This is a genomic window from Streptomyces roseirectus (assembly GCF_014489635.1).
Classification (GTDB): Bacteria; Actinomycetota; Actinomycetes; order Streptomycetales; family Streptomycetaceae; genus Streptomyces; species Streptomyces roseirectus.
Map to the genome: position 1 here is coordinate 8698165 of NZ_CP060828.1, position 17404 is coordinate 8715568.

12 protein-coding genes are annotated in these 17404 nt (G+C 71.3%); 8 read left to right on the top strand and 4 right to left on the bottom strand.

Features of this window, described 5'->3' with window-relative positions; genetic code table 11:
* Positions 1–137 precede the first annotated feature (137 nt).
* Positions 138–2183 carry a galactose-binding domain-containing protein gene (locus IAG44_RS37700; RefSeq protein WP_187751550.1) on the top strand — a complete coding sequence of 682 codons (2046 nt, stop codon included), beginning with the start codon at positions 138–140 and terminating at the stop codon, positions 2181–2183.
* A gap of 87 nt (positions 2184–2270) precedes the next feature.
* Here IAG44_RS37700 and IAG44_RS37705 read toward each other — a convergent pair whose 3' ends face one another.
* Positions 2271–6281, bottom strand: coding sequence for an SdrD B-like domain-containing protein (locus IAG44_RS37705; protein WP_187751551.1), 4011 nt, complete (start codon positions 6279–6281; stop codon positions 2271–2273).
* A 165-nt stretch (positions 6282–6446) separates the two neighbouring features.
* Here IAG44_RS37705 and IAG44_RS37710 point away from each other — a divergent pair, with 165 nt between their 5' ends.
* Both IAG44_RS37710 and IAG44_RS37715 read left to right on the top strand, forming a co-directional pair.
* Complete coding sequence (locus tag IAG44_RS37710; protein WP_187751552.1) at positions 6447–6728, top strand: hypothetical protein; 282 nt, start codon at positions 6447–6449, stop codon at positions 6726–6728.
* 221 nt (positions 6729–6949) lie between these two features.
* Positions 6950–9229: a M4 family metallopeptidase gene (locus IAG44_RS37715; protein ID WP_246562386.1), complete on the top strand. Its 2280-nt coding sequence runs from the start codon at positions 6950–6952 to the stop codon at positions 9227–9229.
* Positions 9230–9288: 59 nt separating this feature from the next.
* On the opposite strand, the gene IAG44_RS37720 is transcribed toward IAG44_RS37715, so the two are convergent.
* Positions 9289–10230, bottom strand: a complete 942-nt coding sequence (locus IAG44_RS37720; RefSeq protein WP_187751554.1) for a GNAT family N-acetyltransferase — start codon at positions 10228–10230, stop codon at positions 9289–9291.
* A gap of 234 nt (positions 10231–10464) precedes the next feature.
* On the opposite strand from IAG44_RS37720, the gene IAG44_RS37725 reads away from it, so the two are divergent.
* Complete coding sequence (locus tag IAG44_RS37725; protein ID WP_187751555.1) at positions 10465–10989, top strand: hypothetical protein; 525 nt, start codon at positions 10465–10467, stop codon at positions 10987–10989.
* A gap of 16 nt (positions 10990–11005) precedes the next feature.
* Here the strand turns inward: IAG44_RS37725 and IAG44_RS43895 are convergent, their stop codons facing one another.
* The gene (locus IAG44_RS43895) at positions 11006–12370 is read right to left on the bottom strand and encodes a DUF6745 domain-containing protein (protein WP_246562387.1); all 1365 of its coding nucleotides are present in this window, start codon (positions 12368–12370) and stop codon (positions 11006–11008) included.
* 13 nt (positions 12371–12383) lie between these two features.
* Positions 12384–12710 carry a hypothetical protein gene (locus tag IAG44_RS37740; RefSeq protein WP_187751556.1) on the bottom strand — a complete coding sequence of 109 codons (327 nt, stop codon included), beginning with the start codon at positions 12708–12710 and terminating at the stop codon, positions 12384–12386.
* Between the two features lie 173 nt (positions 12711–12883).
* On the opposite strand from IAG44_RS37740, the gene IAG44_RS37745 reads away from it, so the two are divergent.
* Genes IAG44_RS37745 through IAG44_RS37760 form a run of 4 tightly spaced genes read left to right on the top strand, consistent with a single transcriptional unit; the run spans position 12884 to position 17403 of the window.
* Positions 12884–13843, top strand: coding sequence for an STM4015 family protein (locus IAG44_RS37745; protein ID WP_187751557.1), 960 nt, complete (start codon positions 12884–12886; stop codon positions 13841–13843).
* Positions 13844–13848: 5 nt separating this feature from the next.
* The gene (locus tag IAG44_RS37750; RefSeq protein ID WP_246562388.1) at positions 13849–15288 is read left to right on the top strand and encodes an STM4014 family protein; all 1440 of its coding nucleotides are present in this window, start codon (positions 13849–13851) and stop codon (positions 15286–15288) included.
* 1 nt (position 15289) lies between these two features.
* Entirely contained in the window at positions 15290–16102 is an 813-nt protein-coding gene (locus tag IAG44_RS37755) for an STM4013/SEN3800 family hydrolase (protein ID WP_187753033.1), read from the top strand.
* The gene (locus IAG44_RS37760) at positions 16099–17403 is read left to right on the top strand and encodes an STM4012 family radical SAM protein (RefSeq protein WP_187751558.1); all 1305 of its coding nucleotides are present in this window, start codon (positions 16099–16101) and stop codon (positions 17401–17403) included. The genes IAG44_RS37755 and IAG44_RS37760 overlap by 4 nt, the downstream gene beginning before the upstream one ends.
* Position 17404 lies beyond the last annotated feature (1 nt).

Below are 17404 nucleotides of genomic sequence, written 5' to 3' on the forward strand. Positions count from 1 at the left end.
GTAAGCCGATTGAGATCATCCGGTCTTTCCCGAGTCTTGACTGCGCGCCGGGTCCGCCTAGATCCTCATCCGTGAAGATCTTGCGACGGTCATGACAATTCCGTGGACCGCGCCCCGCCGACCTTGAGGGACCGCCCATGACCACGGCCGGACGCAGACGCGTCACCCTGCTCGCCCTCCTGCTGCTCGTGCTGGCGACAGCCCTGGTGCCCACGAGGAGTTCGGCCGCCACCGACTGGTGGACCCCGGCCGCGCGCCCCTCCCCGGACGTCCGGATCGACGTCACGGGCGAGCCGTTCACCGGCACGAACGCGGCCGGCGAGGTGCGCGGCTTCGTCGACGCCCACAACCACCTCTTCTCCAACGAGGCGTTCGGCGGCCGCCTGATCTGCGGCAAGGTGTTCTCCGAGGCCGGCGTCGCGGACGCCCTCAAGGACTGCCCGGAGCACTACCCGGACGGCACCCTCGCGATCTTCGACTACATCACCCACGGCGGCGACGGCAAGCACGACCCGACCGGCTGGCCCACCTTCAAGGACTGGCCCGCCTACGACTCGATGACCCACCAGGCCAACTACTACGCCTGGGTCGAGCGCGCCTGGCGCGGCGGCCAGCGCGTCCTGGTCAACGACCTCGTCACCAACGGCGTGATCTGCTCGGTCTACTTCTTCAAGGACCGCTCCTGCGACGAGATGACGTCGATCCGCCTCCAGGCGAAGCTGACGTACGACCTCCAGGCGTTCATCGACCGGCAGTACGGCGGCACCGGCAAGGGCTGGTTCCGCGTTGTCACCGACAGCGCGCAGGCCCGCAAGGTCATCGAGCAGGGCAAGCTGGCCGTCATCCTGGGCGTCGAGACGTCCGAGCCGTTCGGCTGCAAGCAGGTCCTCGACATCGCCCAGTGCTCCAAGGAGGACATCGACAAGGGTCTCGACGAGCTGTACGCGCTCGGCGTGCGCTCGATGTTCCTGTGCCACAAGTTCGACAACGCGCTGTGCGGCGTCCGCTTCGACGAGGGCGGCCTCGGCACCGCCATCAACGTCGGCCAGTTCCTGTCCACCGGCACCTTCTGGCAGACCGAGAAGTGCACCACCGCGATGCACGACAACCCGATCAACGGCGCCACCTCCCCGGCCGAGGAGGAACTGCCGGACGGCGTCGAGGTGCCCGACTACGTGTCCGACGCCCAGTGCAACAAGCGGGGGCTGACCGAACTCGGCGAGTACGCGGTGCGCGGCATGATGCAGCGCGAGATGATGCTGGAGATCGACCACATGAGCGTCAAGGCCACCGGCCGGGTGCTCGACATCTTCGAGTCCGCGTCCTACCCCGGCGTGCTGTCCTCGCACAGCTGGATGGACCTCAAGTGGACCGAGCGGGTCTACGCGCTCGGCGGCTTCGTCGCCCAGTACATGCACGGCACCGAGGAGTTCGTGAAGGAGGCCGGCCGCACGGACGCCCTGCGCGAGAAGTACGGCGTCGGCTACGGCTTCGGCACCGACTTCAACGGCGTCGGCTCCCACCCCGGCCCGCGCGGTGAGACGGCGTCCAAGGTGACCTACCCCTTCACCAGCGTCGACGGCGGCTCGGTCATCGACCGGCAGACCAGCGGGCAGCGCACCTTCGACATCAACACCGACGGCGCCGCCCACGCCGGGATGATCCCCGACTGGATCGAGGACATCCGCAGGTCCGGCGGCCAGGACGCGGTGGGCGACCTCTTCCGGGGCGCCGAGTCCTACCTCGGCACCTGGGGCGCCACCGAGGGCCACCAGGCCGGCGTCAACCTCGCCCGCACCGGCACCGCGACCGCGACGGCCACCTTCTCCGAGTCCAACCCGTTCACCAGCTACCGGCCCGACCGCGCGATCGACGGCGACCCCGCCACGCGCTGGGCGAGCGACTGGAGTGACGACCAGTCCTGGCAGGTCGACCTCGGCGCCACCCACCTGGTCAGCCGGGTGACCCTCGACTGGGAGCGCGCGTACGGCAAGGCGTACCGGATCGACCTCTCCTCGGACGGCGTCAACTGGCGTACCGCGTGGTCCACTTCGGCCGGTGACGGCGGCCTCGACACCGCCCGCTTCACCGCGACCCCGGCCCGCCACGTCCGCGTCCAGGGCCTCCAGCGGGGCACGCAGTGGGGCTACTCCCTGTACGAAGTCGGCGTCCACAGCCGCTGAGTGACGAGACGTCAGCCATGACGTGACGCGACGACAGGGCCGCGCACCGGTGAACTCCGGTGCGCGGCCCGTCGGTCAGTCAGGGGATCAGCACTTCCCCTTGCAGGGCTCCCCTCGGGTGATCGGGATCCTGATGACGAGCCCGTCGTTCTTCACGGTGAGCCGGTACGTCTTCGTCGTGGGGTTCTTCGGCATGTCGTAGCCCTCGGGAACGTCCTTGACGACCGCGTAGTACGTACCGGGCGGCAGCTTCCCGAAGGCGCACTTGCCGGTGCCCGGGGTCGAGCAGTCACCGACGAGCGTCTTCTTGCCGCCCGCGTCCCGCCACAGCTGGACGACCACGTTGCCCAGCGGCGACCCGGTCTTGGCGTCGACGGTCTGGACGGTCAGCTTCAGCTCCTTGACCAGCCCGGCGTCCAGCGTGAGGTCCGCCCGCTTGCCGGGGCCGAGCGTCACGACGTCGGAGCAGCCGCTCTTCACGTCCACGACCGAGTCGTTGCCGACCGCGCCCGCGTTCTTCTTCGTCCACTGGTAGCCGTTCGGCTTGACGAAGCAGACCTTGTACTTGCCGTCGGGCAGGTTGTCGAACAGGTACTTGCCCTGCGCGTTCGTCTTGGTCGTCCTGAGCGTCTTGCCGGTCGCCGGGTCGACCAGCTTCACGGTCACCCCGGACGCGGGCTTCTCGCCCCTGTCCTGGATCCCGTTGGCGTTGTCGTCGTACCAGACGTAGTCACCCAGCTTGTTCAACGGGGTCAGCCCCGCGTCCAGGGTGAGGTCCGCGCGGTTGCCCGGACCCAGCGTGACCGGGGCGGAGCATCCGGTCTTCCGGTCGGCGACCGAGTCGTTCCCACTGGCGCCGGCGTTCTGCTTCGTGAACTGGTAGCCGGCCGGGGCCGTGAAGCAGACCTTGTAGGAGCCGTCGGGCAGCTTGTCGAAGAGGTACTTGCCGTCGGCGTCGGTCGTCGTGGTCTTGAGCGTCTTGCCGGTCGCCGGGTCGACGAGCTTGACCGGGATCCCGGAGGCCGGCTTCTCACCCGGGTCCTGGATGCCGTTGCCGTTCTCGTCGTACCAGACGTAGTCGCCGAGCTTGTTGAGCGGGGTCAGGCCCGCGTCCTGGGTGAGGTCCGCGCGGTTGGCCGGGCCGAGGACGACCGGGTCGGAGCAGCCCGTCGCCGGGTCGACGACCGAGTCGTCACCGGAGGCGCCGGCGTTCTGCTTCGTGAACCGGTAGTCGTCGGGAGCCGTGAAGCAGACCTTGTAGGAGCCGTCGGGCAGGTTGTCGAAGAGGTACTTGCCGTCCGTGCCGGTGGTCGTGGTCTTCACGGTCTGGCCGGTCGTGGTGTCGATGAGCTTGACGGGGATCCCGGGGGCCGGCTTCTCGTCCGGGTCCTGGATGCCGTTGCCGTTCTCGTCGTACCAGACGTAGTCGCCGAGCTTGTTCAGCGGCGTGAGACCGGCGTCCAGGGTCAGGTCGGAGCGGTTGGCCGGGCCGAGGGTGACCTCGGGGGAGCAGCCCGTCGCCGGATCGACGACCGAGTCGTCACCGGAGGCGCCCGCGTCCTTCTTCGTCCACTGGTAGCCGTCGGGCTTGCTGAAGCAGACCTTGTAGGAACCGTCGGGCAGCTTGTCGAAGAGGTACTTGCCGTCCGTGCCGGTCGTGGTCGTCCTGATGGTGTTGCCGGTGGCCGGGTCGATCAGGGTGACGGTGATGCCGGGGGCCGGCTGCTCCGTCGGGTCCTGGATGCCGTCGCCGTTCGCGTCGTACCAGACGTAGTCGCCCAGCTTGTTCAGCGGGGTCACGCCCGCGTCCACGTCGTGGTTGACGTAGCCGGGGTCACCGACGGCGACCGTGGTCTTCCCGGCGCTGTCGGGCTTGGAGTTGATGTGGTCGTCGCTGCCCGCGTTCGCCTTGGTGAACTGGAGGTCGGCGGGGGTGGGGGTGCCGGGCAGGCCGGAGGTGTCGGCGCCCGAGTAGTCGAAGGTGACGTCGTACGTCGTGTTCGGCTTCAGACCCTCGGCGGTGCCGATGTAGTACTCGCCGTTCGCGTCGGTCGTCGCCGTGAGGGTGGTCCCGTCGGGGGCCTTGAGGGTGACGACGACGCCCGGCAGCGGCGCCTCGGACGGATCCTGGATGCCGTCGCCGTCGGCGTCGTACCAGGTCCGGTTGCCGATCTGGACCGGCGGCGGGGCGGAGATCAGCTCCAGGTCGGCGAGGCCGTTGCCCTTGCCGAAGAGGTTCGCGCCGTCGGACCACGTCGACTTGATCAGCAGGTTGCCGATGATCGAGCCGCTGTCGTCGGCCTTCTTCCTGGCCGTCGGCACCGAGCCGTCGGCGACCCACTCGCGGATCCCCTGCTCGTACGCCTGGTTCGTCCACGGGTCGAAGGCGGTCGTCCACAGCTTCTTGCGGTACGGCTGGAGCGCGGTGCCGCCCTCGGTGATCTGGTCGTGGTTGGCGTCGGAGAGCGTGGTCGTGTCGTTGTAGAACTCGCCGTTGCCCGGACCCTGCTGGTTGTTCGGGTTCGCGCCCGTGAACGACCCGCAGGTGGCGTTGCTCTCCAGCGTGTACGTCGTCCCCGACAGGCACGCCCGCAGGACGTCACCCGCGGCGACCGCCGACACCTGGGTCGTCGTCGAGCCGAAGGAGTAGGTCTGGTTGCCCTGCATGTCCGCGAAGCGGTCGCGGAAACCCATGATCAGGTCGCCGTTGTCGGCGATCTCCAGGTTGGACAGCATGGGCTGCGGCGCGGAGACGAACGTGTGCTCCTCGCGCACGGGCACCCGCTCGTTCCACGCCTCCCAGTCCGCGCTCATCTGCTGGCCGACCGTCGTCGTGTCGTCGCAGCGGTAGCCCGACGCGCCGAGGAAGCGGTAGGCGCAGCCCCGGTCGAAGTCCAGCTTGGAGGTGAACAGCTCGCTGAACGCGCCGCCCTTGAACTCGTAGACGTGCGCGCTCAGTTGCGAGGGGTCGCCCCACGCCGAGGTGGCGCTGACGGTCGACTCCGCCCCGCACACCCCGCCGACCAGCACCCGCTTGCCGCGCACGCCGATGCCGTACGGGTGCCAGTCGCCGACACACGCGGCCGGCTTCGGGATGTCGTACGAGACCGGCGCGCCCGCGCTGACACCGTCGCCGGTGCCGTTGACCGGCACGCTGTAGAGCTTGGAGTCGTTGAGGTTGACCGCGTACAGCGTCTTGCCGTCGCCCGAGACGTCGACGTCGCCGAGCCCTTCGCGGCCGACCTTGTCGTAGATGGCGTCGTCGTGCAGGTAGCTGTTCGTGGCGTCGTGCGCGGTGAGGGCGCCGGGCAGGGTGGTGAACGTCGTCACCGCCTTGCTGGTGCTGTTGTAGCGGTAGATCGCGTTGACGGGGCCGGCCGGGCCGTACTCGGTGTGCCGCTTGACCGAGGTGCCCATGAAGACGTTGCCGGAGCGGTCGGTGCCGATGCCGAAGACGGCCTGCTGGGCGGTGTTGTCGGTGAGCTGGTTGACCGTGCCGCCCGGCGAGGTGTTCGTGAGGTTGCCGTCGAACTGGAGCAGACCCTGCATGCCGGTCGCGTCGCCCTTGGCGAGACCGGCGGTGACCAGGGTCGGGTTCTCGGGGTAGTAGACGTCCGGCTCCAGGAAGCCGGTCGTGTAGCTGACGTCGGTGCCGCCGGAGACGTCCACGAAGCCGGTGTTCGAGCGCATCACGCCCGCGCCCGTGCCGAGGCCCGCGACCGCCGGCTGGTAGGTGGTCGTGTCGGGGTTCTTCACCTCGATGCGGTACTTGCCGCCGGTCAGCGCCGAGGACGCCGGGGTGAAGGACGCCACGCCGTCCGCGTCGGTCGTCGCGGTGATCGTCTGCCCCGCGTCGTCCGTCAGTGTGACGGTCACGCCCGCCATCCCGGGCTCCAGGACGCTGTCGTAGGCGCCGTCGGCGTCCACGTCGGTGACGACCCGGACGGTCACCGTGCCGTCGCCGGCGCCCTTGACCCGCTTCTGCCCCGGTGCGGCGGATGCCGCCTGGGCGACGGGCGCGCCGGCCGCGCACACGGCCAGCACGAGACCGACGGCGATCCGCCGCCGGACCCGTCTCCGCAGTGTTTCCTTGCGCATGCTGCTCCTCGTCTTGTGGAGGTCTCATGGAGAGCCACTAACCCCATATAGCCACATAAAGCGCAAATATGATCAATTCGGACATCTGGGGGTGTGGGTTGGAGTGACCGTCACCCGGAGGTCGCCGCAGGGGCGTTGTCAGTGCCGGGTGGCAGGCTGATGACCATGGACGAGACGGAGTTCATGCGCGGCAGGGTCTACGGCGCCGACCACGAGGACGCGGGGCCGCGCCCCGGCAGGCGTTACGCCGAACTGGTGGGCGGCCCGCTCGATGGACTGCTCCTCGACGTCACGGAAGACGGCGCGGGCGAGGGGGGTGATGTGCGAGAGGTGGTGCTCGCGACGGAGATAGGGCGGTACGGCGCGGGAGGGCGGGCCGTGTACGCGCGGGGCGCGGCGGACGAGCGGCGGCTGGAGTGGCGGGGGGACGTGCCCGGGGTGGGATGAGGTCCGGGGTGGGGTGAGTCTGAAAACTCGCTCTTGAAATCTTGAACTCCCAGCAATCAAGGGCCAGTTCAAGCCGTTGGGTTGGCGCACTCATGACAATCCATGGCACGGAGTGTCACTCTTCTGTCTCGCGTTCACCAATTCTTCACCGACGCACCTCTGGCGGTACCCGCGCCCCCACCGGCCCTTCGACCAGGGGCCGAACGCAGAAGGAGACCCCCTTGCCCCGGAGATCCCGCCTCCTCCCACGGCGCAGACGCGCCGCCCTCCTCGCCCTCACCGCCGCCGGCGCCCTGCTGGCCGTCGGCACCCAGACCGGCGGCGCCACCGCCGCCCCCGACCAGGGCGCCGCCACCGGCAAGACGATCCGCGCGACCCCTCGCGCCGGCGCCGCCCAGCTCGCCCTGACCCCCGCTCAGCGCACGAGCCTCCTCAAGAGCGCCACCGCGCAGGCCGCGACCACCGCCCGCAGCCTCGCCCTCGGCACCCAGGAGAAACTCGTCGTCCGCGACGTCATCAAGGACGCCGACGGCACCGTCCACACCCGCTACGAGCGCACCTACGCGGGCCTGCCCGTCCTCGGCGGCGACCTCGTCGTCCACTCCCTCAAGGACGGCCGGACGACGGCGTCGAAGGCCAGCGACGCGCGCATCGCCGTGCCCACCGTCACGCCGAAGATCTCCGCCGCCACCGCCGCCGGCAAGGCCCTCGGCGCCGCGAAGAACGCGGACGTCGCGAAGGGCGAGACCGAGAAGGCGCCCCGCCTCGTCGTCTGGGCCGGCGACGGCAAGCCCGTGCTGGCCTGGGAGACCACCGTCCACGGCACCCAGGCCGACGGCACGCCCAGCGAACTGCGCGTCGTCACCGACGCCGCCTCCGGCAAGCAGCTCCTCGCCGAGGAGGGCGTCCACACCGGCACCGGCACCGGCCAGTACAACGGCACCGTCCCGCTCGGCTCTACCCTCTCCGGCTCGACGTACCAGCTCGTCGACGGCGAGCGCGCCGGCCACCGCACCTACGACCTGGGCCAGGGCACCTCCGGCACCGGCACCCTCTTCACCGACGCCGACGACGTCTGGGGCAACGGACTGCCGAGCAACCGGCAGACCGCCGGCGTCGACGTCGCGTTCGGCGCGGCGGCCACCTGGGACTACTACAAAGAGGTCTTCGGCCGCAACGGCATACGCAACGACGGCGTCGCCGCCTACAGCCGCGCCCACTACGGCAACTCCTACGTCAACGCGTTCTGGCAGGACAGCTGCTTCTGCATGACGTACGGCGACGGTTCCGGCAACGCCAACCCGCTCACCTCGCTCGACGTCGCCGCCCACGAGATGACGCACGGCGTCACCGCCGCCACCGCCAACCTCACCTACTCCGGCGAGTCCGGCGGGCTCAACGAGGCGACGTCCGACATCTTCGCCGCCGCCGTCGAGTTCTACGAGAACCTGCCCGCCGACCCGGGCGACTACCTCGTCGGCGAGAAGATCAATATCAACGGCGACGGCACGCCGCTGCGGTACATGGACAAGCCCTCGCGGGACGGTTCCTCCCACGACAACTGGAGCCCCGGCCTCGGCAACGTCGACGTCCACTACTCCTCGGGCCCGGCCAACCACTTCTTCTACCTGCTGTCCGAGGGCAGCGGCGCGAAGACCGTCAACGGCGTCGCCTACGACAGCCCGACGTACGACGGGAAGTCGGTCACCGGCATCGGCGTCCAGAACGCCGCGAAGATCTGGTACCGGGCGCTGACGACGTACATGACCTCGTCCACCAACTACGCGGGCGCCCGCACCGCGACCCTCTCGGCCGCCGCCGACCTCTTCGGCGCCTACAGCCCGACCTACCTCGCCGTCGCCGACGCCTGGGCCGGCATCAACGTCGGCAGCCGCATCGCCCTCGGCGTCAACGTCGAGCCGATCGCCGCCCAGGTCTCCGGCGTCGGGCAGAGCGTGTCCCTCCAGGTCAACGCCTACACCACCAACACCGGCGCGGGCCTGACCTACGAGGCCACCGGCCTTCCGGCGGGCCTCAGCATCAGCTCCTCGGGTCTCATCTCCGGGGTCCCCACGACGCTCGGCACCAGCGACGTGACCCTCAAGGTCACCGACGCCACCGGCGCCTCCGTCACCCAGACCTTCACCTGGCGGGTCGCGAACATCTACGCCAACGCCGCCCGTGTCGACATCCCCGACAACGGCGCCGCCGTCGAGTCCCCGATCACCATCACCGGCCGCAGCGGCAACGCCTCCGCGACCACCGAGGTGTACGTCAACATCGTCCACACGTACCGGGGTGACCTCGCCGTCGACCTGGTCGCTCCCGACGGGTCGGTCTACTCGCTGCTCGACCGCTCCGGCGGCTCGGCGGACAACGTCGACCAGACGTTCACCGTCAACGCCTCCTCGGAGGCCGTCAACGGCACCTGGAAGCTGCGGGTCCAGGACCGGGCCGCGATCGACATCGGCTACATCGCGCGGTGGCAGCTCACCCCGTGAACGCCTGAGGCATGAGACTCCGCCCGGCCCCCTCGTCCCGGGGGCCGGGCGTGGTCGTGTCAGGTCAGCGTGACCTCCCAGGTGTCCACCGCGAAGTGCACCGTCATGCCGTGCCGGGCGTACAGGGCGGGGGCGCCGGTCGTGTTGTCGGTGTCCACACCCAGGCCCACGGTGTCGCGGCCCAGGGCGGCGAAGGTGGCGAAGGAGTGGCGCAGGAGGAGACCGGCCAGGCCCCGGCCCCGGGCCTCGCGCAGGACGCCGAGGCTGCGGATCCAGCCCATCGCCGTGCGGTCGTTGCGGGCGATGAGGAAGGCGACGTCGCGCGCGACGGCGGCGCCCGCTTCGGTGGTGCTCGCGATCCAGACCAGGGACCAGTCGACGTTGTCGGCGTCGATGTCGTTCAGCCACTGCTCGTAGGTGCGCGGCTGGTGGTCGAAGTGCTCGGCGAACGTGGTCTGGTAGAGGGCGTGGACGGTGCGGCGGTCGTCCTCCGTCACGCAGGACCGCAGCGTCACACCGGCCGGGAACTCGACGGGGCCGTCCCGGTCGGCGTCCAGGGGACGGTGCAGGACGTGATAGCGGCGCACGACACCCCAGCCGCGTGCCGCCAGCAGGTCCGTGTCCATCGTGCAGTCGACGTTCAGATAGAGGTGGACGACGGCCCGCGCGGCCCCGTTCTCGCGGGCCCGCTCCAGCGCGCGGTCCTCCATCGCGGCCAGGACGGCGAGGCCCGCCTCCTGGTGCTCGGGCAGGACGTAGTGGTCCATGTCGATGCGCTCGCCGCCCGACTCGTCCCACAACAGGCCGTACACGACAAGGCGTTCACCGTCGAAGGCCAGCCAGGAGTCGCGGGCGAGGTCGGCGTCCGGGTGCTTCAGGTCGGCCTCGACCGTGTGCTGGTCCGTCTCGGGACGGCCCACCTCGATCACGTCGATCGCGTTGAGGAGACCGGTGATGGCGGGAGCGTCTTCGAGGGAGGCCGGGCGCAGGGAATAAGGCATGCGGCCAGGGTCCGGGGGCGGGGGTGAGGGCCGCAATCGAATTTCCGTGGAGCCCGTGTACCGGCCGAACTCCAAGGCCCGGCAATGCACTTGCCACCCCCCACCCCGCCCCCGGCAATCCGTCCCTCAAGCCGTCATCTCCTTCGGCAAAGACGTCTATCCGCGTAGAACCCCGGGGTGCTGCCATGTACGCGACCGCCCGGACCGTTGCCGGGCCTTCATCGGGAGACCCCCATGTCCCGTACCACTCGCCCCGTGGTGACCGCGCTCTCCGCCTTCGCCCTCGCCGCCGCCGGACTCACGTTCACGGCGGGCACGGCACACGCCCAGTCGTGCAGCCAGTCGTACCTCCCGCTCCCCGACCCCTCCTGCCAGCCCGGGGCCCTGAACCCCGACGTCACCCAGGACACCATCGGCTCCACCATCTGCGTCTCCGGCTGGACCGCGACCGTGCGCCCCTCCAGCTCCTACACCACGGCCCTCAAGAAGCAGCAGATCGTCGAGTACGGCTACACCGACACCAGCACCTCCGACTACGAGGAGGACCACTTCGTCCCCCTCGAACTCGGCGGCGCCCCCAAAGACCCCCAGAACCTGTGGCCCGAGCCCGAGTACGGCAACCAGACCGCCGGTAACAAGGACACCGTCGAGAACCGCCTCAAGAAAGCCGTCTGCGCCGGCCAAGTCAGCCTCTCCGACGCCCAGAACGCCATCATCACCGACTGGACGACGGCCCTGTCGAACCTCGGCCTGAGCTGAGCCCGCCCGGGGGTGGTCAGGTCTCCTGGAGCGGCGCGTACGCGGAGGCGTCGAGCCCGAACGTCCAGGCCACCCCCTCGCGGGCCGTCCTTGTCCGGGGCGGTACGCGTAGCCAGTACACGTTGCGTGAACCGTCCGGTTCCGGCGTGGAGTTGGTGACCTCGACCATCACGACCGGTTCGTCGATGCCCATCTCGATGCGCCACAGCACGCCTGTCTCGTCCCGGTGCACGGGCTTCGCGCCCGAGTCGGTGAGGTAGCGCTCGTATCCGTAGAACTCCAGCATCACGCGGCGCAGTTCGGCGTTCTCCTCGGCCTGGATGCGTTGCGGCACCAGTGTCCGCAGCTCGTCGAGGAAGCCCGGCGGCACCGGCATGCCGCGCCACGCGCACAGCGCGAACCCGTCCGCGAACGCCAGCGCCGGACCGTCGCCCCGGTCCAGCCGCCCCGCCTCGTCCCGGTGCAGCTCCACCGGGCGCTCGCACACCACGGCGACCTCCTCGAACGCCCACCACCAGCCGGCGCTGCGACAGACTTCGGCGAGGCCGGCCAAGGGGTGTGCGGGGAGGGCCGCTTGGGATCCCGGACCGCCGTCCGAGAGGCCGTGGCCGGCGCCGTCGGCGGGCGCCGGGTACCCCGGGCCGCTGTGCGGAAGGCCGCGCCCCGCGCCGTCGGTGGGATCGGCGGACTCGGCCGACTTCGGGAGGCCGGGGGAGAGGCCACGCCCCGCACCGCTGCCGGATGCCGGGAACTCCGGGGCGCCGCCCCGAACGCCCCGCCCCACACCGGCGCCGGACGCCGAAGGCTCCGACCCGTCGCCCGGAGCGCTCCGCCCCGTGCCACCGCCGGACGCCGGGGACTCCAGGCCGCCGCTCAGAACACTCCGCCCATCGGCGTCGGCGGATCCCGAGTCGCCGTCCACACGCTCCCGGTCCGCCGCGAACGCCGCCAGCCACGGTGCGTCGTGCTGGCCCAGCATCGCGTCCAGGAGGATCAGGCGGGCTCGCGCCGACTCCTTGCGGCCGATCTCCTCCAGGACGCCTTCCCGGATGCGGTCGACCAGGGACTGGGTCAGTTCCCAGAGGCGGCCTCCGGTCGCGGACCAGCGGGCGGGCCAGCCCTCGGGGCCCAACTCCTCGTGCAGGCGGCGCCGTTCGGCCGCCCAGGGGCGGGTGCGTACCGCTTCGCGGACGCTCGCGCCCGCGTCGGTCAGGCCGGCCACGGTGCGCACGCCTTCCAGGGGTGAGCGCGCCCACAGGATCCGCGCCGGCTCGGGGAGCCCCGCGAGGCGGTAGGCGAGGCGGACACCTGCCTCGGCACGCGCCCGGTCCGCCGGTGCGGCCGAAGCGGCGTACGACCGCCACTCGTTCACGTCGTCCATCGCCAACTCCCCCTCAGTCCGCCACGATCCGCACCGACCCGGGCACGTACTCCCGCTGCCGGATCACCCGGTACCACCCCGCCGGGAGCACGATCGTCCCGTGCTCCTCGTGCACCACCCGCCCGCCCCTGGGGACATGGAGCAGCATCGGCCCGAACGGGCCCGGCTCCCGCACGAGTTCGCCCGGACCCACGACCGCGTGGGCGTGCCCGGTCACCTCGCCCAGCGCCAGCACCAACCGGCCCCGCCCGTCCCTCGGCTCCCTCGGCGCCCGCTCCACATGCTCCGGAACCGCCTCCTCGGCGACCGACACGATCAGCACGTCTCCCTGCCGGTACATGGACACACCCCCTCGACTCGACCGCGGCACACCTCGCGCCGCCCTCATGACCACGACCGTACGACCCACCACTGACAACGCCCCCGAACCCCGACCCCGGCGCCGCGTTGTCAGTGCCGGTTGGTACAACTTGCGGCAACAGGCCACACCCGCCGCGAGCATGGAGCAGCCGCATGACCGTCCACGAGCATCTGACGACCTTCCACCGGCTGCCGGTCCACGAGTTCCCGAGTGCCGAGGACCCGAGGCCGCTGCCCGCCACGGACTCCGTCGCCTGGCGGCTCTCCAGTGACACGTACGACTCCGAGGAGGAGTGGACGTCCGTCTTCGCCCGCTTCCTCGACGCCGTCGACACCACACGCGTGCGCGCGATCGTCGTCGGCGCCTGGGAGGAGGCGTACGACACCAGCCCCGGCCCGATCGTCGAGGCGCTCGTCGCCGCCCGCGACCAACTGCCCGCGCTGCGCGCCCTGTTCCTCGGGGACATGACGTCCGAGGAGTGCGAGATCTCCTGGATCCACCAGACCGGCGTCACCCCGCTCCTGACCGCCTACCCGGAGCTGGCGGAGTTCGGCACGCGCGGCGGACAGGACCTGGTGCTGAACGGCGTCACGCACACCGCGCTGCGCCGGCTCGTCCTGGAGTCCGGCGGGCTGCCCGCCCAAGTGGTGCGCGGCGTCGCCGCCTGCGACCTGCCCGCCCTCGAACACCTCGACCTGTGGCTCGGCACCCCCGACTACGGCGGCGACAGCGAGATCGCCGACCTCGCCCCCGTCCTCGCCGGCACCCGCCTGCCCGCCCTGCGCCACCTCGCCCTGCGCAACAGCGAGATGCAGGACCAGGTCGCCGCGGCCGTCGCCGCCGCCCCCGTCGTCGCCCGCCTGGACACCCTCGACCTCTCGATGGGCATCCTCACCGACGACGGCGCCACCGCCCTCCTCACCGGCCAGCCCCTCACCCACCTCAAGAAACTCGACCTCCACTACAACTACCTGACCGACCCCCTGCGCGAGCGCCTGCGCGCCACCCTCGAACCGGCCGGCGTCGAACTCGACCTCGACAGCGACGACGCCGACGAGGACGCGGACGACGAAGACGGCACGGTGTGGCGTTACGTGGCCGTGGGGGAGTGAGGGGGATGCCGATCAGCGGGGGGACGGACGCGCCTGAGACGACGACCTGGGCGCGCGGCGAGGCGGACACGGCCGAAGCACCGCGCACGCCAGGCGAGACACCGGCCTCACCGGCCTTCCCCGCGCGGGGAGCCGCGCACCGGGAATCACCAGCCGCCCCGGCGCCCCTCGCCGGCCTCCCGGCGTGCGGGAACCCCGCAGAAGCGGCACCGGCCCGCGCACACACGCCCGGACCCGCGCCGGCCACCCCCGCACCCCGCCCGCCCGTCCTCACCGTGATCGGCAACCCCGGCAACCGCCGCGTCACCCTCTACACCGACGCCGTCCGCGCGGCCGGCCTCCCCGCGCCCCGCGTCCTCGCCTGGGCGGACGTCCTCGCGGCGGGCGGCGCCGACTTCGCGCCCGGCGAGGTGGTCCGCCTCGACTCGCCGGGCGAGCACCCCGAGGTCGACCGAGTGCTGCGCGGCGGCGACGACCCGACGCGGGTCGAGGGCTCCGCGCGCTGGTACGCGGCGTTCCTGACGGCGCTCGGCACTCTGCGGGGCGGCGTGCGCCTCGACGATCCGGACGACCTCGCGGTGCTGTTCGACAAACGCCGCTGCCACGGCCGCCTGCGCGAAGCGGGCGTCCCCGTCCCCCACTCGCCCACCTCGGGCCCGGCCGCGCCCGCCGTCCACGGCTGGGACGACGTCCGCACGGCGATGCGCGAGCACCGCATGCCGAGGCTCTTCGTGAAGCTCGCGCACGGCTCGTCCGCGTCCGGTGTGCTGGCCGTCGAGACGGCGGGCGGCGGGCGGATCAGGGCGACGACGTCGGTCGAACGGGCGCCGGACGGACGACTGTTCAACTCGCTCAAGGTGCGCCGGTACGACAGCGAGCGCGAGATCGCGGCGATCGTCGACCGGCTCGCCCCGGACCACCTGCACCTGGAGCGCTGGTTCCCGAAGGCGGCACAGCGCGGGCGCGCGGCGGACCTGCGGGTCGTGGTCGTCGCGGGCCGCGCCACCCACGCGGTCGTCCGCACCAGCGGCACCCCGCTGACCAACCTGCACCTGGGCGGCAGGAGAGGCGACCTGGCGGAGGCGCGGGCGGCGGTCGAGGCGGCGGGCGGGCGCTGGGCCGACGTCCTCGGCGTCGCCGAACAGGCCGCCGCCCGCTTCCCGCGCACCCTGTGCGTCGGCGTCGACCTGCTGCCCGCCGTCGGCTGGACCGGCGCCGTCGTCGGCGAGGTCAACGCCTTCGGCGACCTGCTGCCCGGCCTCACCGGCCTGCCCGGCAGCGGCGCCGAAGGACTCGACACGTACGCGGCGCAGGTCGACGCCACCCTGAACCACACGCACGCCCTGACCCACGCGCACGCCGCGCACCACACGCCGAAACCTCCCGCGCACGCCGCCGCGACCCTTGCTCCGAACCACGGAAGAACCACCCATGCGCACCCCTGACATGACAAGGATCGTCGGCACCCACGACCTCCTCCTCGTCACCCTCGACACCCTGCGGTACGACGTCGCCGTCGAACTCGCCGAAGAGGGCCGCATCCCGAACCTCGCACGCCACCTCCCCGGCGGCCGGTGGGAGGAACGGCACGCCCCCGGCAGCTTCACGTACGCCTCCCACCAGGCCATGTTCGCCGGCTTCCTGCCCACCCCGGCGACCCCGGGTCCGCACCCCCGCCTCTTCGCCGCGCGCTTCGCGGGCAGCGAGACGACCGCCGGCGGCACCTTCGTGTACGACACCCCGGACCTCGTCTCCGGACTGGCGAAGGAGGGCTACCGCACGGTCTGTGTCGGCGGCGTCGGCTTCTTCAACCAGCGGGGCCCCCTCGGCAGCGTCCTCCCCGGCCTCTTCCAAGAGGCCCACTGGGAACCGGAGTTCGGCGTCACCTCCCCGCACTCCTTCGAGAACCAGGTCACCCGCGCCGAACAGATCGTCGCCGGACTCCCGCAGGACCAGCGCCTGTTCCTCTTCGTGAACGTCGCCGCCCTGCACCAGCCCAACTGGTTCCACCTCCCCGGCGCCACCCGCGAGGCCGGGGACACCCGCGCCACCCACGCCGCCGCCCTGGAGTACGTCGACCGGCACATCGGCCGCCTCTTCACCGCCGCGAGCAGCCGCCGCCCCTGCTTCACGATCGTCTGCTCCGACCACGGCACCGCCTACGGCGACGACGGCTACACCGGCCACCGCCTGGGCCACCCCGTGGTCTGGACGGTCCCGTACGCCCAATTCACCCTGAACCAGGGGGAGTCCGCGTGACCACCAACCGCGTGACCGAGAGCCCCTACCAGTCGTACGTCTACGCCTACCCCCACAAGACCGCGTACCGGAAACTCGACGACCGCCCCCCGCTCACCAAACTCTGGGCGGACGAGCCGAAGGCAGCCCTCTCCCTCTACTTCCACATCCCGTTCTGCGAGGTCCGCTGCGGCTTCTGCAACCTCTTCACCCGCATCGGCGCCCCCGACGGCCTCACCGCCGCCTACCTCGACGCCCTCGAACGCCAAGCGGCCGCGGCCCGCGAAGCCCTCGGGCCCGGCGACCGCCGCTTCGCCACCGCGGCCTTCGGCGGCGGCACCCCCACCTTCCTCACGGCCGCCGAACTCGACCGCCTCTGCGACCTCGCCGAAGACATGGGCGCCGACCTGCACACCATCCCCCTCTCCGTCGAGGCGTCCCCCGCGACCGCCACCGCCGACCGCCTGAGCGTCCTCGCCGACCGCGGCACCACCCGCCTCAGCCTCGGTGTCCAGAGCTTCGACGACACCGAGGCGCGCGCCGCCGTCCGCCCGCAGAAACGCGCGGACGTCGAAGCCGCGCTCGGCAGGATCAGGGACGCGGCCATCCCCGTCCTCAACATCGACCTGATCTACGGCATCGACGGCCAGACGGCTGCGACCTGGCTCAACTCCCTCGACGCGGCGCTGAGTTGGCGCCCTGAGGAGCTGTACCTCTACCCCCTGTACGTCCGCCCCCTCACCGGCCTCGACCGCCGGGCCCAGGACGCCCCCGACCCGGCATGGGACCAACAACGCCTGCGCCTCTACAAGTTGGGCCGCGACCACCTCCTCGCCCACGGCTACGTCCAGCACTCCATGCGCATGTTCCGCCGGGCCGACGCCCCCGACCAGGGCGCCGACGACTACGCCTGCCAGACCGACGGCATGATCGGCCTCGGCTGCGGAGCACGCTCGTACACCAGAGACCTGCACTACTCCTTCGACTACGCGGTCAACATGACCGAGATACGCGGGATCGTCGACGCGTACGTGGCCACCGAGGACTTCACCCACGCGGAGATCGGCTTCGAGATGGACGACGACGAGCGCCGCCGCCGCTACCTGCTCCAGTCCCTCCTCCAGGCGGAGGGACTGCCCGCGGTGGGCCAACGGGAGTACTTCGCGCCCGAGTTGGAGCGCTGGGTCGAGCGCGGCTGGCTGACGGACACGGACGACCACCTGAAGCTCACCCCGGAGGGCCTCGCCCACTCCGACGCGATCGGACCCGAGCTGTTCTCCCCGGTGGTGCGCCACCGGATGGCCGAGTACGAAAGAAAGTAGC

Bases quoted from the DNA above. Each gene is read 5' to 3' on its own strand.
- IAG44_RS37700 (WP_187751550.1), top strand. From the start codon at position 138: ATGACCACGGCCGGACGCAGACGCGTCACCCTGCTCGCCCTCCTGCTG.
- IAG44_RS37705 (WP_187751551.1), bottom strand. From the start codon at position 6,281: ATGCGCAAGGAAACACTGCGGAGACGGGTCCGGCGGCGGATCGCCGTC.
- IAG44_RS37710 (WP_187751552.1), top strand. From the start codon at position 6,447: ATGGACGAGACGGAGTTCATGCGCGGCAGGGTCTACGGCGCCGACCAC.
- IAG44_RS37720 (WP_187751554.1), bottom strand. From the start codon at position 10,230: ATGCCTTATTCCCTGCGCCCGGCCTCCCTCGAAGACGCTCCCGCCATC.
- IAG44_RS37725 (WP_187751555.1), top strand. From the start codon at position 10,465: ATGTCCCGTACCACTCGCCCCGTGGTGACCGCGCTCTCCGCCTTCGCC.
- IAG44_RS43895 (WP_246562387.1), bottom strand. From the start codon at position 12,370: ATGGACGACGTGAACGAGTGGCGGTCGTACGCCGCTTCGGCCGCACCG.
- IAG44_RS37740 (WP_187751556.1), bottom strand. From the start codon at position 12,710: ATGTACCGGCAGGGAGACGTGCTGATCGTGTCGGTCGCCGAGGAGGCG.
- IAG44_RS37745 (WP_187751557.1), top strand. From the start codon at position 12,884: ATGACCGTCCACGAGCATCTGACGACCTTCCACCGGCTGCCGGTCCAC.
- IAG44_RS37750 (WP_246562388.1), top strand. From the start codon at position 13,849: ATGCCGATCAGCGGGGGGACGGACGCGCCTGAGACGACGACCTGGGCG.
- IAG44_RS37755 (WP_187753033.1), top strand. From the start codon at position 15,290: ATGACAAGGATCGTCGGCACCCACGACCTCCTCCTCGTCACCCTCGAC.